This is a genomic window from Thiomonas delicata, assembly GCF_900088825.1.
Lineage (GTDB): Bacteria > Pseudomonadota > Gammaproteobacteria > Burkholderiales > Burkholderiaceae_C > Thiomonas_A > Thiomonas_A delicata.
Map to the genome: position 1 here is coordinate 242,466 of NZ_LT592170.1, position 25,682 is coordinate 268,147.

25 protein-coding genes are annotated in these 25,682 nt (G+C 69.0%); 19 read left to right on the forward strand and 6 right to left on the reverse strand.

What is annotated here, in order from left to right; genetic code table 11:
- The first annotated feature begins 1 nt into the window (after position 1).
- The 17 genes from THIARS_RS01335 (at position 2) to leuA (ending at position 16,284) form a co-directional block, all read left to right on the forward strand.
- Positions 2 to 535, forward strand: a complete 534-nt coding sequence (locus THIARS_RS01335) for a DinB family protein (RefSeq protein WP_094159138.1) — start codon at positions 2 to 4, stop codon at positions 533 to 535.
- Positions 532 to 1,323 carry an enoyl-CoA hydratase-related protein gene (locus tag THIARS_RS01340; RefSeq protein WP_094159139.1) on the forward strand — a complete coding sequence of 264 codons (792 nt, stop codon included), beginning with the start codon at positions 532 to 534 and terminating at the stop codon, positions 1,321 to 1,323. Before THIARS_RS01335 ends, THIARS_RS01340 begins: the two co-directional genes overlap by 4 nt.
- A 19-nt stretch (positions 1,324 to 1,342) precedes the next feature.
- Positions 1,343 to 2,371, forward strand: a complete 1,029-nt coding sequence (gene bioB, locus THIARS_RS01345; RefSeq protein ID WP_094159140.1) for a biotin synthase BioB — start codon at positions 1,343 to 1,345, stop codon at positions 2,369 to 2,371.
- Positions 2,372 to 2,422: 51 nt separating this feature from the next.
- Entirely contained in the window at positions 2,423 to 3,136 is a 714-nt protein-coding gene (locus THIARS_RS01350) for a DUF4126 domain-containing protein (RefSeq protein WP_094159141.1), read from the forward strand.
- A gap of 4 nt (positions 3,137 to 3,140) precedes the next feature.
- Positions 3,141 to 5,225: an acetyl/propionyl/methylcrotonyl-CoA carboxylase subunit alpha gene (locus THIARS_RS01355; protein WP_094159142.1), complete on the forward strand. Its 2,085-nt coding sequence runs from the start codon at positions 3,141 to 3,143 to the stop codon at positions 5,223 to 5,225.
- Positions 5,222 to 6,172 (forward strand): NAD(P)-dependent oxidoreductase, encoded by a 951-nt coding sequence (locus tag THIARS_RS01360; protein WP_094159143.1) that lies wholly within the window; start codon positions 5,222 to 5,224, stop codon positions 6,170 to 6,172. Before THIARS_RS01355 ends, THIARS_RS01360 begins: the two co-directional genes overlap by 4 nt.
- Positions 6,173 to 6,219: 47 nt before the next feature.
- Positions 6,220 to 7,158, forward strand: coding sequence for a hydroxymethylglutaryl-CoA lyase (locus tag THIARS_RS01365; protein WP_094160549.1), 939 nt, complete (start codon positions 6,220 to 6,222; stop codon positions 7,156 to 7,158).
- 43 nt (positions 7,159 to 7,201) lie between these two features.
- Positions 7,202 to 7,870, forward strand: a complete 669-nt coding sequence (locus THIARS_RS01370; protein WP_094159144.1) for a glutathione S-transferase family protein — start codon at positions 7,202 to 7,204, stop codon at positions 7,868 to 7,870.
- 13 nt (positions 7,871 to 7,883) lie between these two features.
- Positions 7,884 to 8,402 carry a YbaK/EbsC family protein gene (locus THIARS_RS01375; RefSeq protein WP_094159145.1) on the forward strand — a complete coding sequence of 173 codons (519 nt, stop codon included), beginning with the start codon at positions 7,884 to 7,886 and terminating at the stop codon, positions 8,400 to 8,402.
- 30 nt (positions 8,403 to 8,432) lie between these two features.
- Positions 8,433 to 8,867 (forward strand): thioesterase family protein, encoded by a 435-nt coding sequence (locus THIARS_RS01380; RefSeq protein ID WP_094159146.1) that lies wholly within the window; start codon positions 8,433 to 8,435, stop codon positions 8,865 to 8,867.
- A gap of 32 nt (positions 8,868 to 8,899) precedes the next feature.
- Positions 8,900 to 9,097 carry a DUF1289 domain-containing protein gene (locus tag THIARS_RS01385; protein ID WP_094159147.1) on the forward strand — a complete coding sequence of 66 codons (198 nt, stop codon included), beginning with the start codon at positions 8,900 to 8,902 and terminating at the stop codon, positions 9,095 to 9,097.
- A gap of 59 nt (positions 9,098 to 9,156) precedes the next feature.
- Positions 9,157 to 10,212, forward strand: a complete 1,056-nt coding sequence (dusB, locus tag THIARS_RS01390; RefSeq protein ID WP_094159148.1) for a tRNA dihydrouridine synthase DusB — start codon at positions 9,157 to 9,159, stop codon at positions 10,210 to 10,212.
- Positions 10,213 to 10,287: 75 nt separating this feature from the next.
- Positions 10,288 to 10,527 (forward strand): helix-turn-helix domain-containing protein, encoded by a 240-nt coding sequence (locus THIARS_RS01395; protein ID WP_094160550.1) that lies wholly within the window; start codon positions 10,288 to 10,290, stop codon positions 10,525 to 10,527.
- Positions 10,528 to 10,579: 52 nt separating this feature from the next.
- Complete coding sequence (gene purH, locus THIARS_RS01400) at positions 10,580 to 12,130, forward strand: bifunctional phosphoribosylaminoimidazolecarboxamide formyltransferase/IMP cyclohydrolase (RefSeq protein WP_094159149.1); 1,551 nt, start codon at positions 10,580 to 10,582, stop codon at positions 12,128 to 12,130.
- A gap of 27 nt (positions 12,131 to 12,157) precedes the next feature.
- Complete coding sequence (gene ruvC, locus THIARS_RS01405) at positions 12,158 to 12,748, forward strand: crossover junction endodeoxyribonuclease RuvC (RefSeq protein ID WP_094159150.1); 591 nt, start codon at positions 12,158 to 12,160, stop codon at positions 12,746 to 12,748.
- 168 nt (positions 12,749 to 12,916) lie between these two features.
- Positions 12,917 to 14,068 (forward strand): branched-chain amino acid ABC transporter substrate-binding protein, encoded by a 1,152-nt coding sequence (locus tag THIARS_RS01410; RefSeq protein ID WP_094159151.1) that lies wholly within the window; start codon positions 12,917 to 12,919, stop codon positions 14,066 to 14,068.
- A 503-nt stretch (positions 14,069 to 14,571) separates the two neighbouring features.
- Positions 14,572 to 16,284, forward strand: coding sequence for a 2-isopropylmalate synthase (leuA, locus tag THIARS_RS01415; RefSeq protein WP_094160551.1), 1,713 nt, complete (start codon positions 14,572 to 14,574; stop codon positions 16,282 to 16,284).
- Between the two features lie 41 nt (positions 16,285 to 16,325).
- Here leuA and fabA read toward each other — a convergent pair whose 3' ends face one another.
- Positions 16,326 to 16,841: a 3-hydroxyacyl-[acyl-carrier-protein] dehydratase FabA gene (gene fabA, locus THIARS_RS01420; protein WP_094159152.1), complete on the reverse strand. Its 516-nt coding sequence runs from the start codon at positions 16,839 to 16,841 to the stop codon at positions 16,326 to 16,328.
- A 107-nt stretch (positions 16,842 to 16,948) separates the two neighbouring features.
- Here fabA and ruvA point away from each other — a divergent pair, with 107 nt between their 5' ends.
- Entirely contained in the window at positions 16,949 to 17,530 is a 582-nt protein-coding gene (ruvA, locus tag THIARS_RS01425; RefSeq protein WP_094159153.1) for a Holliday junction branch migration protein RuvA, read from the forward strand.
- A 43-nt stretch (positions 17,531 to 17,573) separates the two neighbouring features.
- A complete protein-coding gene (ruvB, locus tag THIARS_RS01430; protein WP_094159154.1) occupies positions 17,574 to 18,623 on the forward strand; it encodes a Holliday junction branch migration DNA helicase RuvB in 1,050 nt (349 codons plus the stop codon).
- 12 nt (positions 18,624 to 18,635) lie between these two features.
- Here the strand turns inward: ruvB and THIARS_RS01435 are convergent, their stop codons facing one another.
- The 5 genes from THIARS_RS01435 to THIARS_RS01455 all read right to left on the reverse strand — a co-directional run bounded on the left by THIARS_RS01435 (position 18,636) and on the right by THIARS_RS01455 (position 25,666).
- Positions 18,636 to 19,535, reverse strand: coding sequence for a formate dehydrogenase accessory sulfurtransferase FdhD (locus THIARS_RS01435; protein WP_094160552.1), 900 nt, complete (start codon positions 19,533 to 19,535; stop codon positions 18,636 to 18,638).
- A 228-nt stretch (positions 19,536 to 19,763) separates the two neighbouring features.
- Positions 19,764 to 21,425 carry an MFS transporter gene (locus THIARS_RS01440; RefSeq protein WP_094159155.1) on the reverse strand — a complete coding sequence of 554 codons (1,662 nt, stop codon included), beginning with the start codon at positions 21,423 to 21,425 and terminating at the stop codon, positions 19,764 to 19,766.
- Positions 21,426 to 21,649: 224 nt separating this feature from the next.
- The gene (locus THIARS_RS01445) at positions 21,650 to 21,976 is read right to left on the reverse strand and encodes a DUF1840 domain-containing protein (RefSeq protein ID WP_094159156.1); all 327 of its coding nucleotides are present in this window, start codon (positions 21,974 to 21,976) and stop codon (positions 21,650 to 21,652) included.
- 48 nt (positions 21,977 to 22,024) lie between these two features.
- Positions 22,025 to 23,377, reverse strand: a complete 1,353-nt coding sequence (locus THIARS_RS01450; RefSeq protein ID WP_094160553.1) for a class I SAM-dependent methyltransferase — start codon at positions 23,375 to 23,377, stop codon at positions 22,025 to 22,027.
- A gap of 177 nt (positions 23,378 to 23,554) precedes the next feature.
- Complete coding sequence (locus THIARS_RS01455) at positions 23,555 to 25,666, reverse strand: EAL domain-containing protein (RefSeq protein ID WP_094159157.1); 2,112 nt, start codon at positions 25,664 to 25,666, stop codon at positions 23,555 to 23,557.
- Positions 25,667 to 25,682: the final 16 nt, after the last annotated feature.

Genomic DNA, 25,682 nt, shown 5'->3' on the forward strand with positions numbered 1-25,682 from the left:
CATGACCGCCCTGCGCAACCATCTGTGCACCATGGCCCGTTATCACGCCTGGGCCACACGCAAGCTGCTCGACGAACATGTCGCGCAACTGCCCGAGGCCGACTACCGGCGGGATTGCGGCCTGTTTTTCAAGAGCCTCCACGGCACGCTCAACCATCTGCTGGTGGGCGACGCGCTGCTGTGGTTTCCGCGTCTGGCCGAGGGCGTGTCGCCCAAGATCAAGCTCGACATGGAAGCCGAGCCAGACCGCCCCCGCCTGCGCCAGCGTCTGCTCGACGCGGTCGCGGTCTGGGAGCCTTTCGTCGCGCACCTGAGCGGGGAGCGCCTTGCCGGCGAGCTGCACTACACCACCACCCAGGGCGTACCGACCAGCCTGCCCTACGCCGCCACGCTGGCCCATGCCTTGAACCACGGCACCCACCACCGCGGGCAGATCACGGCCGCGCTCACCATGATGGGCCACCCCAGCCCGGAAATCGATCTGGTGTGGATGCTCCAGGCCGAGCGCCGACAACAGGAACAGCAGCAAGCATGAATCCGTCATCCATCACCGTGTCCCGTGCCGGGGCCGTGGCCACCGTCACGCTGGCGCGCCCAGGCGTGCGCAACGCCTTCGACGCCGCCACCATCGCCGCGCTGCACGCCGCCTTCATCGAACTCGGCGCGCAGGCGCAGGTCCGCGTCATCGTGCTGGCGGCCGAAGGCCCGGCCTTCTGCGCCGGCGCCGACCTCAACTGGATGCGCGCCATGGCCGGCTACAGCGAAGCCGAGAACCGCGAGGACGCCATGCAACTGGCACGCATGCTGCGCGCCGTGGCCGAGTGTCCCAAGCCCGTCATCGCCCGCGTGCAGGGCGACGCCTTCGGCGGCGGGGTGGGCCTGGTGGCTGCATGCGACCTGGCCGCAGCCGCCGCGCCCGCGCGCTTTTGCCTGAGCGAAGTCAAACTCGGGCTGATTCCGGCCACCATCGCGCCCTACGTGCTGCGCGCCATGGGCGCGCGCGCCGCGCAGCGCTACACGCTCACCGCCGAAGTGTTCTCCGCGGCGACCGCGCAGCAGCACGGCTTGGTGCACGAGGTGGCCGCCGACGCCGCACAGCTCGACGCCCAGGTGCAACAATGGTGCGCGGCCCTGCAGGCCGCCTCGCCGCAGGCCCTGGCCGCCGCCAAGCGCCTGCTGGCCGACGTGGCCGCGCGCCACGTCAACGAGGCGCTGCTGGCCGACACCGCCGAACGCATCGCCCAGGCCCGCGCCAGCGACGACGGGCGGGAAGGCATCGCCGCCTTCCTGCAGCGCCGCAAGCCGTCCTGGGCGAACACCTGACCTTACACAGACCCACGCCATGACCACAACGCACGCATCCCCGACCTGGACGCCCGAGCGCATCGAAACCCTGCTCGCCCTGCCCCTACCCGAATTGATGTGGCAAGCGCAGCAGACGCATCGCGCCCACTTCGACCCCACTGAGGTGCAGCTGTCCTCGCTGCTGTCGATCAAGACCGGCGGCTGCCCGGAAGACTGCGGCTACTGCCCACAGTCCGCCCACCACGAAGCCGGCGTGAAGGCCGACAAGCTGATGGACCCCGACCTCGTGCTGGCCAACGCCCAGGCGGCGAAGGACGCCGGCGCCAGCCGCTTCTGCATGGGCGCCGCCTGGCGCGAACCCAAGGACCGCGACATCGACAAGGTGGCCGCCATCGTCGAGGGCGTCAAGGCCATGGGCCTGGAAACCTGCATGACCCTGGGCATGCTCAACGCCCAGCAGGCGCAGCGCCTGGCCGACGCCGGGCTGGACTACTACAACCACAACCTCGACACCTCGCCCGAGTTCTACGGCAACATCATCACCACCCGCACCTACCAGGAGCGTCTGGACACGCTGCAGGTCGTGCGCGAGGCCGGCATGCACGTGTGCTGCGGCGGCATCGTCGGCATGGGCGAGAGCCGGCGCGACCGCGCCGGGCTGCTGGCGCAGCTCGCCGGGCTCGATCCCTACCCGGAATCCGTGCCCATCAACTCCCTGGTGCGCGTGGCCGGCACGCCGCTGGAACAGGCGCCCGACCTCGACCCCTTCGAATTCGTGCGCACCGTGGCCGCTGCGCGCATCACCATGCCGAAGGCCTGGGTGCGCCTGTCGGCCGGCCGCAAGGAGCTGGGCGACGGCATCCAGGCGCTGTGCTTCCTCGCCGGCGCCAATTCCATCTTCTACGGCGACACCCTTCTGGTGACCGGCAACGCCGATGTGGATGCTGACCGCGCGCTGTTCACGCGCCTGGGCTTGCATGCGGCGAGCGACGGTGCAGCGACTCAAGCAGCGCAGCCCCAAGCCGCACCCGCCCAGACCCGCATACCCATCCAGCCAGCCGCATAGTCCTTGACGGGTCGCGCGCGCCAATCTTGCCGTCGACCCGCACCCGCGCCCATGCCCGCCACCACCCCCGACACGCTGCAGCTTCTTGCCCTCGCCGCCGCGCTCGGCTGGGCCAGCGGGCTGCGCGCCTTCCTGGTCATGTTCGCCGTCGGCGTGGCGGGACTGGCCGGCTGGGTGCAGTTGCCACCCGGTCTGCACATATTGGCCAGCCCGGTGGCGGTCGGCATCACCGGGCTGCTGGCCTTGCTCGAGTTCATCGGCGACAAGATTCCCGGCGTCGACAGCCTGCTGGACTTCGTCTCCACCCTGCTGCGCATTCCGGCTGGCGCCATGCTCGCGGCCAGTGTGTTCGGGCTGGACCACGGGTTCATCGCCGCGCTCGCCGCCGCGGCCGGCGGCAGTCTGGCGGCGGTGAGCCACGGCACCAAGCTGACCACGCGCGCGGCCATCAACACCTCACCGGAACCCTTCTCCAACATCGGCGCCTCCCTGGGCGAGGATGCCTTGGTCCTTGGCGGCTTGTGGCTGGCGTGGAACCACCCGGTGGTGTTTTTCCTCGCCCTGGCCGCGCTGCTCGTCGCCATGGTATGGCTGGCGCATCGCAGTTTCCATTTCGTGCGCGGCCTGCTCGGCCGATTGGTGCGGCTGTTCAGCGGTCGCCCCGAACCCGGGCCGCCAGCCGCGCCACCGCCGCCTGTCAGGGCACTGCCCAAGATGCACGACGTGACCGATGTCGACCCGGTCGAACCCAACGCCAAGAACTGACACCATGTTCAACAAAATCCTCATTGCCAACCGCGGCGAAATCGCCTGCCGCATCGCCGCCACCTGCCGCAGATTGGGCATCCGCACGGTGGCCGTGTATTCAGAGGCCGACGCCCAGGCCGCACACGTGGCGGCTTGCGACGAAGCGGTTTGCATCGGCCCGGCCCAGGCGGCGCAGAGTTACCTGAACGCGGCGCGCATCCTGCAGGCCGCGCGTGACACCGGCGCGCAGGCGGTGCATCCGGGCTATGGCTTCCTGAGCGAGAACGCGGAATTCGCCGAAGCCTGCGCCCAGGCGGGTGTCGTATTCATCGGCCCGCCTCCGGGCGCGATTCGCGCCATGGGCCTGAAGGCGGAGTCCAAGCGCCTGATGCAGGCCGCCGGCGTGCCCCTGGTGCCGGGCTACCACGGTGCGGCGCAGGACGATTCCCTGCTGGCCGCCGAGGCGGCGCGCATCGGTTACCCGGTGCTGATCAAGGCCAGCGCGGGCGGCGGCGGCAAGGGCATGCGCGAGGTGCTCGACGCGGCGGACTTTCCCGCCGCGCTGGCCTCGTGCCGGCGCGAGGCGCAGGCGGCGTTCGGCAACGACGCGGTGCTGGTCGAGCGCCTGGTGCGCAACCCGCGCCATATCGAGATCCAGGTGTTCGCCGACGCGCACGGCAAAACCGTGGCGCTGTTCGAGCGCGACTGCTCGCTGCAGCGCCGCCACCAGAAGGTCGTGGAGGAAGCCCCCGCGCCGGGTCTGAGCGACGCGCAGCGCACCGAGCTGGCGCAGGCCGCGGTGGCCGCCGCGCAAGCGGTGGGCTATGTGGGCGCCGGCACAGTGGAGTTCATCGCCGAGGGCGACGGCCAGGGCGGGATTCGCGGCTTCTACTTCATGGAGATGAACACGCGGCTGCAAGTGGAGCACCCCGTCACCGAGATGATCACCGGGCTGGACCTGGTGGCCTGGCAGTTGCGCGTGGCCGCCGGCGAGGCGCTGCCCGCCGCACCGGCACGACCGCATGGCCATGCGGTGGAGGTGCGCCTGTACGCCGAGAACCCGGTCGCCGGCTTCCTGCCGTCGACCGGACGCCTGGCCCGCTTCGCCCTGCCGCCGCACGTGGCCTTCGAGGTCGGCGCCGACACGCAGCAGCGGCCGGCCGCGCTGCGCGTGGACAGCGGGGTACGCGAGGGCGACGTCATCACGCCGCACTACGACCCGATGATCGCCAAGCTCATCGCCTGGGGCGAGACCCGCGAGCAGGCGCTGGCGCGCCTAGCCGGCGCGCTGGCAGCGGTGCGCGTGGTCGGCCCCGAGACCAATGCCGCCTTCCTGCTGCGGCTGCTGCAGTCGCCCGACTTCGCCGCCGCGCGCATGGATACCGGCCTCATCGCCCGCGAACTGGACACGCTGCTGGCCAGCCCGCTCAGCGCCGAACAGATCTGCGCGGCCGCCACCTGCGCCCAGTTGGAGGCCGAACGCGCGCGACAAACCACCGACCCCTGGAGCGCGCGCGACGGCTGGAGCAACGGCGCCATGCCGCCGCGCCGTCTGCGCTGGCGCCAGGACAACCGCACGCCGATGGAGGCGTTGCTGCAGCGCGCCCATGGCGGTTGGCGGCTGGCGCTCGGCGAGGGCGCGGCCCAACCCCTGCGCTGGCATGCGGCGCCCAGCGGCGCCCACGAATTGCACCTGGCCGCAAGCTGGGGCGACTTCGCCCTGCGCGCCCACGTGGCGCACGACCCCGTCGCGCCCAAACGCTTGCATGTGTTCGCGCAGGGCGGGCACGGCATTGCCGAACTGCACGACGCAATCACGCTCGCGGCGAGCGCCGGAGCCGGCGGCAGCGGCAGTCTGGCGGCGCCCATGCCGGGGCGCATCGCCGCCGTGCTGGTGCGGCCCGGGCAGCAGGTCGCCGGTGGTCAGCCCATGGTGGTGCTGGAGGCCATGAAAATGGAACACACCCTGCACGCCGCGGATGACGGCGTGGTCGACGCTGTGCTGGTGGCCGTGGGCGAGCAGATCCAGGAAGGCGCCTTGTTGCTGCGCATGCGCGACGCCACGGCGCAGGCCGCCACGCCCGATACCGAGGACGCCGCCGCATGAAGCTCGCCGTGTGGGACCCCGACGAGCCGTTTCGCCGCTGGCGCGACGCGCTGGTGCAGCACGCCTCGGAACTGAGCCTGGCGATCGAGGTCGTCGACGCCGCCGCCGATCCCGAGGCGCAGGCCGATTTCGCCCTGGTGTGGAAACCGCCGTCGGACTGGTTGGCCGGCCAGATGGGATTGCGCGCGGTGTTCAACCTCGGCGCCGGGGTCGACGCCGTGCTGCCGCTGATGCAGCGCGCCCTGCCCGGCGTGCCGCTGATCCGCCTGGAAGACGCCGGCATGGGCCGGCAGATGGCCGACTACGTGGCCGAAGGCGTGCTGCACGCCTACCGCCGCATGGCCGACTACGCCGCGCTGCAGCGGCAGATCAAGTGGGAGCCGCTGCCGCTAGCCCCGCGCGGCGGTTACAACGTCGGCTTCCTGGGCCTGGGCCAGATGGGCTATGCCGCCGCGCGGCGCGTGGCCGACATGGACTTCCCGGTGCTGGCCTGCACCCGCAGCGGAGAAGCGCGCGACGGATTCGATGCGCCCTGGCCGTTCTACCCGCTGGCGCGGATGGACGAATTCCTCGCCCAGACCCGGGTGCTGGTGGTGCTGCTGCCGCTCACCGCGCAGACCCGCGGCCTGCTGGACTACGCCGCGCTGAACCGCCTGCCCAAGGGCGCGCACCTGATCAACGCCGGGCGCGGCGCGGTCGTCGACACCGGCGACCTGCTCGATCTGCTCGACACCGGCCACATCGCCAGCGCCCTGCTCGACGTGTTCGACGCCGAACCGCTGCCCGCGAGCGACGCGCTGTGGCGCCACCCGCGCGTGCGCGTCACCCCGCATGTCGCGGCGCAAACCCTGGTCGGACCCTCGGCCGCGCAGGTCATGCGCAAGATCGCCGCGATCGAACGCGGCGACCGGCCCGGCGGCCTGGTCGATACGCGGTTGGGCTATTGAGCGCCCGGCCTTCCCAACAAGGCAACAAGGAGACTGCGATGCCCACGATGCACTTGCCGCAGCACGTCAAGCTGGTCGAGGTCGGCCCGCGCGACGGGCTGCAGAACGAGGCCAACCCGGTGCCGCCGGAGGTGAAGGTCGAACTGATCGACCGGCTCTCGGCCGCCGGCCTGCCCAATGTCGAAGCGGCCGCCTTCGTCTCGCCCAGATGGGTGCCGCAAATGGCCGACGGCGCCGAGGTCATGGCCCGCATCCGGCGCCGGCCCGGCACCGTGTATTCGGCGCTGGTACCGAACATGAAGGGCATGGAGGCGGCGCTGGCCGCCAGCGTCGGCGAGGTGGTGGTGTTCAGCGCCGCCTCGGAAGCCTTCGCCCAGGCCAACATCAACTGCTCCATCGCCGAATCCATCGCCCGCTTCGAACCCGTGGCGCAAGCCGCCAAGGCGGCCGGCGTGCGCCTGCGCGGCAGCATTTCCTGCGCGCTGGGCTGCCCCTACCAGGGCGAGGTCGAGCCGCGAGCCGTGGTGGACGTGGTGCAGCGCATGGCCGCGCTGGGCTGCGACGAGATCGACATCGCCGACACCATCGGCGTGGGCACCCCGGGCGCGGTGCAGGCGGTGTTCGAAGCCGCCGCCGGCGTTTTCCCGCTCGACCGCCTGGCCGGGCATTTCCACGACACCTACGGCCAGGCCCTGGCCAACATCCTGGCCGCGCTGCAAAGCGGAGTTTCCGCGTTCCACGCCTCCGTGGCGGGTTTGGGCGGCTGCCCCTACGCCAAGGGCGCCACCGGCAACGTCGCCACCGAGGACGTGCTCTACATGCTCGAGGGCCTGGGGCTACGCACGGGCGTGGACCTGCGCGCCGTGGCCGAGACCGGCGACTTCATCAGCCGCGCCATCGGCCGCCCGAACAACAGCCGGGCCGGACGCGCGCTGCTGGCAAAATGGTCGGCGCAGAACGCCAACCCCACGGCCTGCGCCGCCTGACCTTCCGGCGCCATCGGCGCGCACGCTGACCGACGAGGACACCATGGCCGACTCCCCGCAACTCGACTTCTACCATGCCCCCCAGACCCGCTCCACCGGGGTGCTGACCCTGATCGAAGAACTGGGCCTGCGCGAAGGCACCGACTTCACGATGCACCTGCTCGACATGAAAGCCGGCGAACAGCGGCAGCCCGCCTACCTAGCGGTCAACCCGATGGGCAAGGTCCCGGCGCTGCGCCACGGCGAGGCGCTGATCACCGAGCAGGGCGCGGTGTACATCTACCTGGCCGACCTGTTCCCGCAGGCGGGCCTGGCGCCGGCCGTCGGCGACGTGCTGCGCGGCCCCTACCTGCGCTGGCTGGTGTTCTACGGTTCCAGCTTCGAACCGGCCGTGGTCGACCGCGCCCTCAAGCGCCAGCCCGCGCCGCCGTCCACCTCGCCCTACGGCGATTTCGACACCATGCTCGGCACCCTGACCCGCCAGCTCGAAACCGGCCCCTGGATCCTGGGCGAGCGCTTCACCGCCGCCGACGTGCTGTGGGGCACGGCGCTGCGCTGGACCACGCACTTCGGCCTGGTTCCGCCCTTGCCGGCGGTCCAAAGCTATATCGACCGCGTGCTGGCCAGGCCCGCCGTGCGGCGCGCGCAGCAAAAAGACGCCGACTTCGCCGCCGCGCAGGAACGGGCGCGCCCGCCTTCACCCGCCCCCTGATCCGGCCCTCACCATGCCCACGTCCAACCCCGACCCGCTCCAGCTCGACACCCTGCCCGACTCCGTGCGGCGCGTCGTCAGCGCATTGCAGGCGCTCGGCCACGGCGAACCGCCCGTGATGCTCGACGCCGCGGCGCGCACCGCGCAGCAGGCGGCCGACGCGCTCGGCGTGCGGCTCGGGCAGATCGCCAAGTCCATCGTGTTCCGCCATGTCGCGTCCGACCGCGCCGTGCTGGTGGTCTGCGCCGGCGACCGCCGCGTCGACGAGGCGCGGGTCGCCGCCCAGGTAGGCCCGTTGGCGCGCGCCGACGCCGATTTCGTGCGCGCCCGCACCGGCTTCGCCATCGGCGGCGTCAGCCCCGTCGGCCATGCCCATGCGCCGCTGGCCTTGCTGGACGAAAGCCTGTGGCGCTTCGACCGCATCTGGGCCGCCGCCGGCCACCCGCATGCCGTGTTCCCCCTGTTGCCCGACGATCTGCGGCGCTGGCTGGATGTGCCGCCCGGCGCCGTCACGCTGCCGCCGCAGGCCTGAACCTGTCCACGCCTTCAAGCCCCTCCCGCGATGAAACCCATCCCCACCGGCACCCGCTTCGCCTTCGACTACACGGTCCAACCCGGTGTGACCGTGCCTGCGCTGTATGCCGACACCTTCCCCGAATTCGCCCAGATGCCCGGCGTGCTCGCCACGGGGCTGATGGTGACGCTGATCGAGGGCTGCTGCCAGCGCGCCATCCTGCCGTTTCTCGACTGGCCGCGCGAAGGCTCGCTCGGCGTGCACGTGGACTTCAGCCACCTCGCGCCGACCCCGCCGGGCATGACGGTGCACGTGACGGCCGAAGTCGTCGCGGTGAACGGACGCCGTGTCGTGTTCCGCGCCGAGGCGTTCGACGCCGTCGAATGCATCAGCCGAGGCACCCACGAGCGCATGGTGGTGGACTACGAGCGCTTCGCCCGGAAGGCCGCCGACAAGGCGCGCGCCGCGGGCCTCGCGGCGTGAGTGAGGCCACACCGCGGCGCGGAACGCCGGCCATGCGCGTGCCTTCGCCATGCATCCAGGTCTGCTCGATGGACGAGGCCAGCGGCCTGTGCCGCGGCTGCCAGCGCACGCTGGACGAAATCGCCGCCTGGAGCGCCCTCAGCGACGCCGAGAAACTCCGCGTCTGGAAACGCATCCGCGCGCGCCGGCTCGCACATCCGCCCGCTGGCGGCCCGATTCGGCGGGGCTAGAATGCGCCTCCTGCACAAAAAACAAGCAGCGCCACCCCGCGCAACCGTTCGCTTTCCGCATGTTGTCCCCGTCCACCAGCACCCCCGGCACCGCTCGCGCGACAACCCTGACCTTGGGACCGTTCGAGATGCCCAACCGCGTGTTCGCCGCGCCCATGGCCGGCGTGACCGACCTGCCCTGGCGGCAAATGGCGCGCAAGCTCGGCGCCGGGCATTGCGTGAGCGAAATGGTCACCTCCAAGCGCGAACTGTGGGACACGCTCAAGACCTCGCGCCGCATGAACCATGCCGGCGAACCCGGCCCGGTGGCGGCGCAACTGGTGGGGGTTGATCCGCAGGACATGGCCGATGCGGCGCGCGCCAACGTCGAGGCCGGCGCGCAGATCGTCGACATCAATATGGGCTGCCCGGCCAAGAAAGTCTGCAGCCGCTGGGCCGGCTCGGCGCTAATGCAGGACGAGACGCAGGCGCTGCGCATCGTCGACGCCGTGGTGCGGGCGATGCGCGAGCTGAACGTGCCGGTCACGCTCAAGATGCGCACCGGCTGGTGCGCCGACGTCCGCAACGCGCCGCGCATCGCCCGCGCCGCGCAGGACGCCGGCGTGGCGATGATCGTGGTGCACGGCCGCACCCGCGACCAGGGCTACGGCGGCCAGGCCGAGTACGACACCATCGCCGCGATCAAGCGCGAACTGCGCATTCCGGTGGTGGCCAATGGCGACATCGACTCGGCGGCCAAGGCGCGCGCCGTGCTGGCCGCAACCGGCGCCGACGCGGTGATGATCGGCCGCGCCGCGCTCGGCCGCCCCTGGCTGCTCGGCCATATCGCGCAGGCCCTGCAAAGCGGCACCGAGCCGGAACAACCCAGCCTGCGCCAGCAAGGCGCCTGGCTGCTCGAACACCTGCGGGCGCACCAGCTGTTCTATGGCGAGGCCGGTACGAAAACCGCGCGCAAGCATGTGGGCTGGGCCGTGGCCGCCCTGCCCGGCGGCGCCGCGTTCCGCGCCCGCTTCAACACCCTCAGCGACCCACGCGCCCAGGTGGACGCCGTGGCGGCCTATTTCGACGCGCTGGACACATCATGCGATTCCCAACCCATTCCCCTGGCGGCATGAGCCCCATGCAACGCTTCGCCGTTCCCATCATGCGCCCGCCCAAACCCGGGTCCCGTGCTGCGCCGGGGTGCGTCCATGAGTAAAAAGCCCCCGCTCGAGCAGTGCGTGATCGACAGCCTGGAGGCCTATTTCGACGACCTCAACGGCACCGAGCCGCACGGCATCCACGGCATGGTGATGCAGACCGTGGAAAAGCCGCTGCTGCAGACCGTGATGCGCCGCGCGCAGGACAACCAGTCGCTCGCCGCCGAGTGGCTGGGCATCAACCGCAACACCCTGCGCAAAAAGCTCAAGGACCACAAGCTCATCAAGTGAACCGGTTGCGAACGCCCGCCTCCGCCATCCAAAGCCTTCGACGAACCCATTCATGTACGCGCTCCTCTCGGTCTCCGACAAAACCGGCGTCGTCGACGCCGCCCGCCGCCTGCACGCCAAGGGCGTGACCCTGCTGTCCACCGGCGGCACCGCCAAGCTGCTGGCCGAGGCCGGCCTGCCCGTCACCGAAGTCGCCGCGCACACCGGCTTCCCGGAAATGCTCGACGGCCGCGTGAAGACCCTGCACCCCAAGGTGCACGGCGGCCTGCTGGCGCGGCGCGACCTCCCGGCCCACGTGCAGGCCATCGCCGCCCACGGCATCCCGGCGATCGACTGGCTGATCGTCAATCTCTACCCGTTTGAAGCCACGGTGGCCAAACCCGGCTGCACGCTGGAGGACGCCATCGAGAACATCGACATCGGCGGCCCGGCCATGGTGCGCTCGGCGGCGAAGAACTGGCAGGGCGTGACCGTGCTCACCGATGCCGCGCAATACGAAACGGCGCTGGCCGAGTTCGAGTCCACTGGCGCGGTCTCCGGCAAGACGCGCTTCGCGCTGGCCGTGGCCGCGTTCAACCGCATCGCGCAATACGACGCCGCGATTTCCAACTACCTCTCGGCCCTGCAGGACGGCGGCAAGGCCGCCTTCCCCGGCCAGTTCAACACCTGCTTCGTCAAGACGCAGGACCTGCGCTACGGCGAGAACCCGCATCAAGGCGCCGCGTTCTACGTCGAACCCGGCGCGCGCGAGGCCAGCATCGCCACCGCCCGCCAGCTGCAGGGCAAGGAGCTGAGCTACAACAACATCGCCGACGCCGACGCCGCGCTGGAGTGCGTCAAGCAGTTCGATGCCGCGCCGGCCTGCGTCATCGTCAAGCACGCCAACCCCTGCGGCGTGGCGTATGGCGAGTCGCTGCTCGCGGCCTACGACCTCGCCTACAAGACCGACCCCGAATCGGCCTTCGGCGGCATCATCGCCTTCAACGGCGAACTCGACGGCGAAACGGCCAAGGCCATCGTCGAGCGCCAGTTCGTCGAGGTCATCATCGCGCCCAGGGTGTCGCAGGCGGCCATCGAGGTGTGCGCGGCGAAGAAGAACGTGCGCCTGCTGGAATGCGGCGCCTGGCCCGCAGAGCCGCTGCCGCGCCTGGACTTCAAGCGCGTCAACGGCGGCCTGCTGGTGCAGGACGCCGACCTGGCGCTGCACGGCGAGATCAAGGTCGTCACCCAGCGCGCGCCGACCGAAGCCGAAATGCGCGACCTGCTGTTCGCCTGGCGCGTGGCCAAGTTCGTCAAGTCCAACGCCATCGTCTACGCCAAGGACAGCACCACCGTCGGCGTCGGCGCAGGCCAGATGAGCCGTGTTAATTCGGCACGCATCGCCGCGATCAAGGCCGAGCAGGCCGGCTTGTCGGTACCCGGCTCGGTGATGGCCTCGGACGCCTTCTTCCCCTTCCGCGACGGCATCGACAACGCCGCCGCCGCCGGCATCCAGGCCGTGATCCAGCCCGGCGGATCGATGCGCGACGAGGAGGTGATTGCCGCGGCCAACGAACACGGGATGGCCATGGTGTTCACCGGCATGCGGCACTTCCGGCATTGAACCCCGCTCGAACCGCGGGGCCAGACCATGCGCATCCTCGGCATCGACCCCGGACTCAACACCACCGGCTACGGCCTGCTCGAAGCCTGCGGCCAGCGCCTGCATTACCAGGCTAGCGGCGCCATTCGCATTCCCAAAGGCACGCTGCCGGAACGGCTGAAAACGCTGTTCGAGGGCGTGAGCACGGTGGCGCGCGACGCGGCGGCGGACGTGGCGGTGGTGGAGATCGTGTTCGTCAACGTCAATCCGCAGTCCACCCTGCTGCTGGGGCAGGCGCGCGGCGCCGCGATCGCGGCGCTGGTGGCGCAGGGCCTGCCGGTGGTGGAGTACACCGCGCTGCAGCTCAAGAAATCCATCGTCGGCTACGGTCGCGCCAGCAAGGCCCAGATGCAGGACATGGTGATGCGCCTGCTGACCCTGCCCGGCCAGCCCGGCCCGGATGCGGCAGACGCGCTGGGGCTGGCCATCTGCCACGCGCATGCCCAGCGCGGCCTCGCAGCGCTGACCGGCGCGCGCACCACGATGGAGCAACCCGCCGCCGCGATGGCGCCGGCGGGCGCCATCAGCGCAACCCAGCTGCGCCGCATGCGCATGCGGCGCGGCAGGCTGATCGGCTAGGCGTGTGGGCATGCTGTCCCGCGGCCGCGCCTCGCGCATACAACCTGTCACACCGCGCGCCCGGAACTTGCTTCAAGCTACGCGGTGTGCGGGGCCAAGCCGCGGCGGCCGAAGGGCCGGCTATCTCAGCCCCTGGATTTCATGGATTCCCGTTCAAGGAGATGCAGCATGCGCACAAGGACCCTATTCACAAGCATCGCCGCCGCCGTGCTGGCGATGGCCCTGCAGGGCAGGGCTCAAGCCGCCGAGCTTCGCGTGGTGATCGGCGTCGCCGTCCCCTTGTCGGGAGCGCTCGCGGCCAGCGGGCAGGATGCGGTGAACGGTGTGCAGATGGCCATCCGCAAGCTCAACGCCGAGCATGCCGAGATCGCCGGTCAGCCGGTGCACTGGGCGATGGACGCCGAGGACGACCAGGGCCTGCCCAACCAGGCCACGCTGGTGGCGCAAAAGCTGGCCGACGAGCATGTCAACGGCGTGGTCGGCCACCAGACCTCGGGCTGCACCTTTCCGGCCGCGCGCATCTACAGCGAGGCCGGCATCCCGCAGATCACCCCCTCGTCCACCGCACCCAAGATCGCGCAGCAGGGCTACAAGACCTTCTTCCGCATGATCGCCAACGACAACGCCCTGGGCGCGGGCCTGGCCGACTATGCCGGCAACACGCTCAAGGCCTCGCGGGTCGCCGTGATCGACGACCGCACCGCCTACGGCCAAGGCTTGGCCGACGTGTTCACCGCCACGGCGAAAAAACTCGGCATGCACGTGGTCGATCGCGAATACACCGACGACAAGACCACCCAGTTCTCGGCCATCCTCACGCGCATCAAGAGCTACCACCCCGACGTGGTGTTCTACGGCGGCATGTACAGCCAGGCCGGGCCGCTGGTGCGGCAGATGCGGCAGTTCGGCATGCAGGCCACCCTGATGGGCGGCGACGGCATCTGCGCCCCGGCGATGGCCGAATTGGCCGGCAGCGACGTGAACGGCACCATCTGCGCCCAGGGCGGCGTGCCATTGAGCCAGATGCCCAGGGGCGAAGCGTGGAAGGCCGCTTACGACGCCGAATTCGGCGCCAGCGCCTTTCAGCTCTATTCGCCCTACGCCTACGACGCCACCATGGTGCTCGCCCACGCCATGATGAAGGCCAAATCGCCCGACCCCAAGGTCTATCTCCCCTTCATCCGCAACGTCGGCCTGAACGGCATCACCGGGAATGACATCCGTTTCACCGACACGGGAGAGCTTCTGCACCCCAGCATCACCCTGTCCATGTTCAAGAACGGCAAGAAAACGCCGCTCGCGGTCGAACACGTGGAATAGCCACGCATGCGCGGCGGCCGCACGGCGCATCCGCGCTCGCCCGCGCCGCGCGGGCTTCAGGGCTGGCTTGCCCCTGCAATTGACGCGCCGCACCGTTTTTGCTACTGTTGCGGCGTGATGAAGCCCTTCCAACACCCCATGCGCACCACCGCTGCGGCCCTTGCCGCCATGCAGCGTGCCCAGATGCTGCGCCTGCTACGGGTGGACGGGGCTCGGCGACTGCGCCCGGCGCGCACCTGAACGTCGACCCAGCCGCCCTCATTCGTCCCCCACGGGACTCGTGCGCTGAGCTTCAGCGCCAGCAGCAGCCGAAGGATCCATTCCAGGCGCTGCCTTTTTCGGAATCCGCCATGTCAGCCTTCCCGCACAGCCTTTCGCTGCAACGACTAAGCATCGGCAGCCGGGCCCTGCGCTCGCGACAGCCCGGCTGCCTTGGGTCGCACACTGGAAGCCCCTCGCTGAACCCATTCTGAATTGCATTTGTCTTGCCGGAGATTGCCGCCATGTTGAAGCACCCCGAAACCAAATACCGCCCGATGCCGCCGGTGGGCCTGAAAGACCGCACCTGGCCGGATCAGGTCATCAGCAAACCGCCCATCTGGATGAGCACCGACCTGCGCGACGGCAACCAGGCGCTGTTCGAACCGATGGACGCGCAGCGCAAGATGCGCATGTTCAAGACCCTGTGCGCGATTGGCATCAAGCAGATCGAGGTGGCCTTTCCCTCGGCTTCGCAGACCGACTTCGATTTCGTGCGCGAGCTCATCGAAGGCGACCACATTCCGGACGACGTCACCATCGAGGTGCTGACCCAGGCGCGCGAGGATCTCATTCGCCGCACCTTCGAGTCGCTGCGCGGCGCCAGGCAGGCCATCGTGCACGTGTACAACGCGACGGCGCCCAACTTCCGGCGCATCGTGTTCAATGTCGACGAGGCCGGTTGCACGCAGATCGCCGTCAACGCGGCCAGGCTCATCAAGCAGCTCGCCGCCGAGCGCCCCGAAACCCGCTGGACCTTCCAGTACAGCCCCGAGGTGTTCAGCGGCACCGAACTGCCCTTCGCCGCCTCCGTGTGCAACGCCGTGACCGCGGTGTGGCAGCCCACGCCCGAGAACAAGATCATCTTCAACCTGCCGGCCACGGTCGAGATGAGCACGCCCAACGTCTACGCCGACCAGATCGAGTGGATGCACCGTCATCTGGACCAGCGCGACAGCATCCTGCTCTCGGTGCATCCGCACAACGACCGCGGCTGCGCGGTGGCCGCCGCCGAGTTGGCGGTGATGGCCGGAGCCGACCGCGTCGAGGGCTGCCTGTTCGGCAACGGCGAGCGCACCGGCAACGTCGACCTCGTGACCCTGGCGCTGAACCTCTACACCCAGGGCATCCATCCCGGCCTGGACTTCTCCAACATCAACGCGGTGGCGCGCACGGTGGAGGACTGCAACCAGCTCCCCATCCACCCGCGCCATCCCTATGTGGGCGATCTGGTGTTCACCGCCTTCTCCGGCTCGCATCAGGACGCGATCAAGAAAGGCTTCGCGGCGCAGAAGGCGACGGCCATCTGGGAGGTTCCCTACCTGCCGGTGGACCCGGCCGACCTCGGCCGCACCTACGATTCGGTCATCCGCGTCAACAGCCAGTCGGGCAAGGGCGGCATCGCCTACCTGCTCGAGTCCACCTACGGGCTGGTGATGCCGCGGCGGCTGCAGGTCGAGTTCAGCGGCGTGGTCCAGCGCCACACCGACGCCACCGGCGCCGAGGTCACCGCCCAGGAACTCTGGGCCATGTTCAATGCGGAATACGTGCAGACCGACGAGCCGCTGCGCTACGTGGCGCACCATCTGAACGAGCACGGACACGAGCAGGGCATCCGGCTCGAACTCGAGGTCGACGACCGCCGCGTGTCGCTGCGCGGCGAGGGCAACGGCCCGATCGACGCCGCGGTGCATGCCTTGCACCTGCCGCTGGTGGTGCACAGCTACGAGGAGCGCGCGCTGGGCCTGGGCGCGAACGCGCGCGCGGTGGCCATGGTCGAGGTGGCGATGGAGGGCATGCCGGTATCGACCTTCGGCGTCGGCATCGACCCCAATATCGTGACGGCGTCGATCCGCGCCATCCTTTCAGGCGCCAACCGTCTGCTCCAACACGCCGACCAGGCCGAACGCGAACAGCTGCTCAAGGGGCTGCAGGCCAAGCTCAAGGCCGTGGCCTGAGCCGCGGCGGCGGGCTGGGCGCGGCCCCCGGCCTGGGGGACTCAGAAGCCCTCGGTGGACGTGAACAGCCCGACCCGCAGATCCTTGGCGGTATAGATTTCGCGACCGTCCACGCTCATGCTGCCGTCGCCGATGCCCATGACCAGGCGGTGATTGATCACCCGCTTGAGATCGATGCGGTAGGTGACCAGCTTGGCGCTCGGCAACACCTGGCCGGTGAATTTCACCTCGCCGACGCCTAGAGCGCGGCCGCGCCCCGGAGCGCCGATCCAGCCGAGGAAAAAACCCACCAGCTGCCACATGGCGTCCAGGCCCAGGCAGCCGGGCATGACCGGATCGTTCTCGAAATGACAGCCGAAGAACCACAGCTCGGGCCGGATGTCGAGTTCGGCATGGATCACGCCCTTGCCGTAGGCGCCGCCCTGGTCGGCGATCTGGGTGATGCGATCCATCATCAGCATCTGGCCCAGCGGAAGCTGGGCATTGCCGGGGCCGAACAGCTTGCCGTGGCCGCAGGCCACGAGTTCGTCATGCGTGTAGGAAGATTGAGGTTTCATGAGCGGTTGCGCAATGTAACCGCGCAGTTTAGCCGCGCCGAACTTGCGCGTGGCGGGAACCGCCCTGACCGGCCCGGTCCGCGCCGCGGGCTGCTAAAGTCCTCGGCATGATCGGACGCATCCACGGCACCCTGCTCGACAAGACCCCGCCGCAACTCCTGGTGGATTGCGCCGGGGTGGGCTATGAACTCGACGTGCCCATGAGCACGCTGTACACGCTGCCGGCCGTGGGCCAGGCCGTGACCCTGCTGACCCACCTCGCGGTGCGCGAGGATGCGCACCAGCTGTTCGGTTTCGCCACGCCGCAGGAGCGCGCGGCGTTTCGCGCGCTGATCAAGATCTCCGGGGTCGGCGCCCGCATCGCGCTGGCCGTGCTGTCGGGGCTGAGTGTGCATGAACTGGCGCAGGCGGTGGCCGCGCAGGACGCCTCGCGCCTGACCCGCGTGCCCGGCATCGGCAAGAAAACGGCCGAGCGTCTGTTGCTGGAGCTGCGCGGCAAGCTCGGCCCCGACCTCGCCCTGCACAGCGCTGGTGGCGGCGTCGCGCCGGGCCATGCCGACGTGCTGCAGGCCTTGCTCGCGCTGGGCTATTCGGAGCGCGAGGCCAGCGCGGTCGTCGCCAAGTTGCCCGCCGACAGCGGCGTGGACGACGGCATCCGCCAGGCGCTGAAGCTGCTGGCCAAGGCCTGATCGCCGCGCCGCCGAAGCCAGAACCCTCCGCACGCAAGCCGCCATGAGCATTCAAGCCGACCGCCTGGAACCCGCGCGCATCATCAGCGCCGCCCCCGCATCGCCGCAGGAAGAGGCCGTGGAGCGCGCGCTGCGCCCGCAGAAGCTGGCCGACTACATCGGCCAGGCCAAGGTGCGCGAGCAGCTCGACATCTTCATGGGCGCGGCGCGCAAGCGCGGCGAGGCGCTGGACCACGTGCTGCTGTTCGGCCCGCCGGGTCTGGGCAAGACCACGCTGGCCCACATCATCGCCCACGAGATGGGGGTGAACCTGCGCTCGACCTCGGGCCCGGTGCTGGAACGCGCCGGGGATCTCGCCGCCCTGCTCACCAACCTGGAGCGCGGCGACGTCCTGTTCATCGACGAGATCCACCGCCTGTCGCCGGTGGTCGAGGAAATCCTCTACCCGGCGCTGGAGGACTATCAGATCGACATCATGATCGGCGAGGGCCCGGCCGCGCGCAGCGTCAAGATCGACCTGCAGCCCTTCACCCTGGTGGGCGCCACCACTCGCGCCGGCATGCTGACCAATCCGCTGCGCGACCGCTTCGGCATCGTTTCACGGCTGGAGTTCTACACCACCGAGGAACTCACCACCATCGTGCAGCGTTCGGCGCATCTGCTGCAGGCCGGCATCGAGCGGGACGGCGCGCTGGAAATCGCGCGGAGATCGCGCGGCACGCCGCGCATCGCCAACCGCCTCCTGCGCCGCGTGCGCGACTACGCCGAGGTGCGCGCCGACGGCCGCATCACGATCGACGTGGCCGACGCGGCGCTGAAGATGCTCGACGTCGATCCGCTGGGGTTCGACGTCATGGACCGCAAGTTGCTCGAAGCCATCATCCACCGCTTCGGCGGCGGCCCGGTGGGGCTGGACAATCTGGCGGCGGCCATCGGCGAGGAACGCGACACCATCGAGGACGTGATCGAGCCTTTCCTCATCCAGCATGGCTATGTGCAGCGCACGCCGCGCGGGCGCATCGCCAGCGCGGCGACCTATGCCCACCTCGGCCTGGCGCCGCCGCAGAGCGGGCGCGATCTTTTCGGGGGCTAGGCGGCCTGCATTTCAGGTTCGATCCGGGGCCACGCGGGGCACGCGGGGCACGGGTTCGGCGCCGAAACGCTCCGGCGCGGTGTAGAGCAGGAAATGCCTGTTGGTGCATCGTGCAAATAGCGCAATGCCCAACTGTGCGGCGATGTCGTAGCCCATCTGCGTGACGCCCGAGCGCGACACCAGGATGGCCACGCCCATCAGCGCGCACTTGATGACCATCTCGGAAGTCAGCCGCCCGGTGGTGTAGAACACCTTGCCCGCGCCGTCCACGCCGTGCAGCCACATCCACCCGGCGATCGCGTCGACCGCGTTGTGGCGGCCGACGTCCTCGGTGAACATCAGCAACCGGCTGCCTTCGAACAACGCGCAGCCATGCACCGACCCGGCCGTCTTGTAGATGGAGTCGTGCGTGCGCATGGCGTCGAGCAAGGCGTACAGCTCGCTCTGGCTGATGCGGGTGTGGGGGTCCAGTTCGGCGCCCCGCACCTCGTCCATCAGACTGCCGTACACCGTGCCCTGGCCGCAGCCGGTGGTGACCACGCGCGGAGCCTCGACGCGTTGCTCCAGATCGGCAAAACCGCTGCGGCTGGTGATGGAACAAGCCTCCACGTCCCAATCCACCTGCACCGACGCGATGTCGCCGATGTCGCGCACCAACCGCTGGTTGCGCAAATAGCCCAGCGCCAGCAACTCGGGCGCCGCGCCGACGGTCATCAGGGTGACGATCTCGCGCTTGTCCAGATACAAGGTGAGCGGACGCTCGGCCGGGATATGGGTTTCCTGCTGCTCGCCGTACTCGTTGCGCACGATGACGGCACGCGTCAAATCCACGCGCGCGTCGCTCAGTTGCGGACGCCGAACGGGAGCCTGCGCATCTGCGCTCGATGATCTGGCATGAAATCCTGTGTGCATGGCGGTGGCGCGCCGCTGGCGTGGCTTGAAAAACACGGCCATGCCAGCGGCGATGATGAAGGACGGCGCAAGCTTACGCCGCGCCTGCGCCCTTGATGCAGCAAGGGCCGCGGAACCGTTGCCTGTGCCGCCCCGACGCGACGAGGCCCGCGTCTGGCGGGCCTCGTTCGATCCATGGAAAACCGCGGCTTGCGGCAAGGTTATGCCGCGCGCCGCCTTCAGGCCGTCTCAATCATGGGCGTAGATGTCGCGGTCCTTGGTTTCCGGCAGGAAGAACAAGCCGATGACGAAGGTCGCTCCGGCCACGATGATGGGGTACCACAGGCCGTAGTAGATGTTGCCGTTCTGCGCCACCAGGGCGAAGGCGATCGTGGGCAGCAAGCCGCCGAACCAGCCGTTGCCGATGTGGTAGGGCAGGCTCATCGAGGTGTAGCGGATGCGGGTGGGGAAAAGCTCCACCAGGGCGGCGGCGATCGGCCCGTACACCATGGTCACGTAGATCACCAGCAGCACCAGGATGGCGGTCACCAGCGGCTTGTTGATCTTCGCCGGATCGGCCTTGGCCGGATAACCGGCAGCCTTGATCGCGGCGCCGATGTCCTTCTTCAGCGCGGCTTCCTTGTCCTTGAACTCGGCGGCCGGCAGCCCCTTGCCCTCGAAAGCGGGAATCACCTGGCTGCCGACCTGGATCTGCGCCACCCCGGTTCCCGCCACGTTGGTGTAGTTCACCGAGGACGCGGCAAGCATCTGCTTGGCGATGTCGCACGAACTGGTGAACTTGGCCGTTCCCGTGGGATTGAACTGGAAGGAGCACTCGGCCGGGTCCGCCACCAGCGTGACCGGGGAATTCGCCAGCGCCTTGGCGAGGTCGGGGTTGCCGGCCTGGGTGAGCGCCTGGAACAGCGGGAAATAAGTCAGCGCCGCCAGCAGGCAGCCCGCGAGGATGACGGGCTTGCGGCCGATCTTGTCCGACAGCGCACCGAACACCAGGAAAAACGGCGTGCCGATCAGCAGCGACAGGCCGATGAGCAGGTTGGCGGTGACGCCGTCGACCTTGAGGGTTTGCGTCAGGAAGAACAAGGCGTAGAACTGGCCCGCGTACCACACCACGGCCTGCCCGGCCACCAGACCCAGCAAGGCGAGGATGACGAACTTCAGGTTGCCCCATTTGCCGAACGACTCGGTGAGCGGTGCCTTGGAGGTTTTGCCGTCCTGCTTCATGCGAGCGAAGGCTGGCGATTCATTGAGTTTGAGGCGTATCCACACCGAAATGCCCAGCAGGAAGATGGACACCAGGAAAGGCACGCGCCAGCCCCAGTCGTTGAACGCCTCTTCGCCCAGGCCGGTGCGCACGCCGAGAATGACCAGCAGCGACAGGAACAGGCCCAGCGTGGCGGTGGTCTGGATCCATGAGGTGTAGGCCCCCCGCTTGCCATGCGGCGCATGCTCGGCGACGTAGGTCGCGGCGCCCCCATACTCGCCGCCCAATGCCAGGCCTTGCAAGAGGCGCAGGGCGATGAGGATGACCGGAGCCGCCACGCCGATGGCGGCATAGCTCGGCAGCAGGCCGACGATGAAGGTGGACAAGCCCATGATCAGGATGGTGACCAGGAAGGTGTACTTGCGCCCGATCATGTCGCCCAGGCGGCCGAACAGCAAGGCGCCGAAAGGCCTCACGATGAAGCCCGCGGCGAAGGCCAGCAACGCGAAGATGAAGGCGGAACCGGGGTCCAGTCCGGCAAAGAATTTCTTGGCGATGATGGCCGCCAGCGAGCCGTAGAGATAGAAGTCGTACCACTCGAACACGGTGCCGAGCGAGGATGCAAAGATGACCTTGCGCTCCTCCCCGGTCATGGGCCGCGGCGCGGCGTTCAGGGTGATGGATGCCATGAAGCTGTCTCCTCGTTGGAATGATGTCCGCGCAAAGCGCGCGGATCACGGACTCAATGCCGCCATCTCGGACGGCCAACGTAACGTCAAGTTACCTGCGTTACGGAGTGTGAGGATTGTTGAGAGCCCGTCTGACCGCTTGCTGACAACTGCCGCGTCAAAACCCCCGGGAATTCCCGGGGGTCCGACGCCAAGCCACCCCCGGTACCGCGGCTTTGTCCGGGTCAGACACCCCAGACGATGGGCTTGTCGGCTTCCAGGCTGCGCTTGAGCAGCTGCAAGAACGGCCATGCGCGCTGGTGCAGCGTGATGACCTGCGAACCCGAGCTCGCCGCGCTGCCTGCGGTTTCTCCGTTGGCCGCGCGTTCGCTGCGGAACTTCTCGTCTTCGGCCACGGCCGCCTCGAGCCTGGCGATGGCCTGCGGCATGTCGGCCGGTTCGATGATGCCCTTGGGGCCCGGGTCCTTGCCGATGATGGCCAGGATGCGTTCGGCCGGGCCCTGGTTCATGAACAGGTCGGAATCGGCTTGGGACTTGAATTTGTACAGCATGGCATGGGCGCCTCGGTCATCATGAATTCGGGAATGCGACGCGTCGGCCTAGATGGTTTCGGTGTCGCGCTGTTGCCTGGCCCTTGGCGCATCCTGCATCGCCTCGGTACGGTCCTGCGCGTACATGTAGGCGCGGTTGAAAGGGTACTCGCTCTGGGTGGCGCGCAGGCGCGTGGAAACCCCGGGCCGCATTTCCACCTGACCGTTCGGGCGCGCGCCGAGAATTTGGAACAGCGAGATCCAGCCCTGCTCGAAGCCCATGGCCGAACCGGCCAGGTAGAGGCGATACGCGCGCAGCACCTTCTCCGCGTTGTCACCAAGCACGCGGCGCGCCTCGGCCTCGCGCGCCTCCAGGGCGTCGAGCCAGTGCCACAGGGTCTGCGCGTAATGCGGGCGCAGGCACTCGGCGTCCAACGGCTCCAGGCCGCCGCGCGCCATCGTGTCGAGCATGACGCTGACATGCACGAGCTGGCCGCCGGGGAAGATGTATTTCTCGATGAAGTCGCCCATGCCGCCGGCAAGCTGGGGGTTGTCGGTGCCGCCGGCGGTGATACCGTGGTTCATCACCAGGCCGCCGGGCTTGAGCAGGCGGCGGATCTTGGCGAAGTACAGCGGCAGATTGGGCCGGCCGACATGCTCGCACATGCCCACCGAGGCCACTTTGTCGTAGGGCTGGGATTCGTCGACGTCGCGGTAGTCCTGCAGCAATATGCGAACGCGGCCCTGCAAGCCTTTTTGCTCGATGAGGCGGTTGACGTAGGCATGCTGATTGCGCGAGAGCGTGATGCCGGTGGCGTCCACGCCATAGTGCTCGGCGGCCCACAGCAGCAGGCCGCCCCAGCCGGCGCCGATGTCGATGAAGCGCTCGCCGGGCTTGAGCATGAGCTTGTTGCAGATGTGCTCAAGCTTGGCCTCCTGGGCCTGGGCCAGGCTCATGCTCGGGCTGGCGAAATAGGCGCAGGAATACACCCGCCGCGGGTCGAGCCACAGGGCGTAGAACGCGTCGGAAACGTCGTAGTGGTGCTGGATCTGCGCCGCATCCTTCGCCCGGCTGTGGTGGGTGCGCTCCCAGACGGCGCGCTGCATGCGCTGCAGCAGGCGCGGCACGAGGGCCGCGGGTTCGCGCGTCGGATCGGTGCCGAGCAATGCGGGCGCGGCCAGCATCAGGTCGCGCAGCCGGCCTTCGATTTCCAGCCGGCCTTCGACGTAGTCTTCCGCAAGGCGCCCGATCGCCCCTTGCGCCAAATGCATGAGCGCGCGCATGTCGCGCACCACCAGCTGCAGGCGTGGTTTCGCTGCGCCGATGCGTTGACCTCCGGGAAGCTGAACGGCGCAGGGCAGGGGCAAGCCCGCCAGGCGTTGCTCGGCGGGCTGCAGCAAAAGACGGTTGGACAGGGCCATCACGCTTTCCTCCGTATGCTCGTCGTGCGGAAACCCCGCACAGGCAGGCATTCAGGCTCGCCTTGCAGCGCGCCTGAGCCGCGAAACGCGCTTCGATTGTGCAACATCGCCGCGCAGCTTGCAGTCATTGGCCGACTTTTCCAATGCATCGGTCAGAAATCGAACGCTTCGGTCGCCTCAACCCGTGGGAAAACCGTTGGCCTGGCGCACATGGGCGGCCAGCAGGATGCGCAGCTTTTGGCGCGCGTGGCGGTAGGCCTGGCTGGCCGGCCCCTGCGTCGCCGCGCTCAGCACCAGCTGCCGCGCCGAATCCAGCGCGCTTCCCAGCAAATCCTGCGACAGCAAATAGTTGCCCAAGCCGGATGGGACTTGCACGAAACGCTCCAACAAGTCGGGCCAGGGCGTCAGTGCCGCGAGCTGCGCCTCCCACAGCAGATAGGCGGCATAGCTGCCCAGTGCGGTGCGTGGATGCTCGGGGTCCAGTTCAAGCACATAGCGCCTCGACCAGGCGGGCACCTCGGCGGCCGGCATGGCGCGTGCAATGCCCCAGCCCTGGCCGAAGTCGGCACCGAGTATGGCGGCGGCCTCGATCAGTCCCAGCGTTTCCAGGCCCTCCACCGTGACCGGAATGTTCAGGTCCTGACTCAGTCGGGCGAGGTGGCGGATGAAGTCGAGCGCCTTTTGCGGCGCGAAGGCCGAGCGGCGCACCAAGCCCTGGTCGATCTTCACCTCGTTGAAGGCTATGCTGTCCAGACGCAGCAGCGAGCTGTAGCCCGCGCCGAGATCGTCCTCGGCAAGCAGCACGCCCAGGTTGTGCAGCCTGGCCATCAAAGGCTCGCGCAATGCCGCCTCGCTCAGCTCTCCGCTCTCCAGCAATTCCAGGGTCAGGCGCCCAGGCGGCACGTCCGTGACATGCAACTGCGTCTGCACGGCCTGCACGTAAGCCGGATCGCTCAGCCCATGCGGCGGCAGATTGATGGACACGCCGACGTCCAGTCCCTGTTGCCGCCACATGCGCAACGCGGCCAGAGCCTGCTCCAGGCCGCGCTCGAAAAGCAGCAGCAGTTGGCGCGCATCGAAGGCGGGCAGGAATTCGGCCGGGCCAACCAGACGACCGCTTTCTGGCTCGCGCAGCCGCGCCAGCGCCTCGAACTTGGCGACCTTGCCGCTGCGTAGTGCCACGACCGGCTGAAAATGCATCTCGAGCGCCCCTGCGTCGAGCCACTGGCGATAGAGGCGGCGCGTCTCGTAGGGGATGACCCGGGTCGAGGCCACGCTGCGCGAGAGCGCATGGCTCAGGGCGCGCTGCAGGTGCGTCAGCAAGGTGCGCCGCGCCGGAGTCGAGAAATAGCCGGGCCACTCCGCGTACAGATCGACCAGTGCCACCGGCTGCCGATCGGCGTCGAGCAGAGGAATGGCCACCGCGCTGCGTATGCCGAGCTCGCGCGCATCGTTCCGCCAGGGGTCGATGGCGGGATCGGTGGCGTAGGCCGCGGTGTGCTGCACCTGGCCGCTGCGCCAGGCGCGGCCCGAGGCCCCGCCTCCGGTGGGGTCGTCCGCGCGAATGCTGATGGGCGCCGCATGCCCCTTGGCCGCGTGTTCCACATAGCGCTCGAATCCGGCGCCGCGCACCACCTCGAACTGAAACTCGCCGTCGGCGTCAGGCCTACCCAGCGTGGCGGCGACCATGCCGTCCAGGCGGACAAGAATATCGAGCGCGCCGGCAATGAGGTCGGGCGGCGGCAGATCCTGCAGGAGCAAATCATCCACGCGCGAGAGCGCTTCGGCCAGCCGCTGCTCGACCTCTTCGTGCGCCTGGATCTGCACGTGCAGATCCCGCGCCATGCGCTGTTCGATGAGATCGCCTGCCGCCTCGGTCATCGCGGGGCAGCCTTGCGTGGCGTCCCCAGTCCGCGCCTGCCTGAGGATGCTCCGCCACGCGCCATAGGACTCCACCAGCCAAGCCACCCGGACCCCGGTCATTGCGTGCACGCGGCCAAGCTGACGCGATGACGCATCTGCTGCCTCGCCGGACGTGTCGGGCGTGAGCAGCAAGCGCTGATGCTCGGCCTGGCGTCGCCGGTAAGCCGCGCCATCGTCCGGCCCCAAGGCCGTCAGCAAAGCCCCGTACCCGTCGCCCCCCGGCAAGCCGGCGTAGAGCGACTCGACCCAACCCTCCACCAGCGCGAGCAATGAGGAGGCAAAAGCTTGCAACAATGCCGCCGCGCGCGTCCCATAGGCAGGGCAATCCTGCGCCAAATCTGAAACAGTATCGGCGTTGGCGGTCATGGCTGGATTATTGATG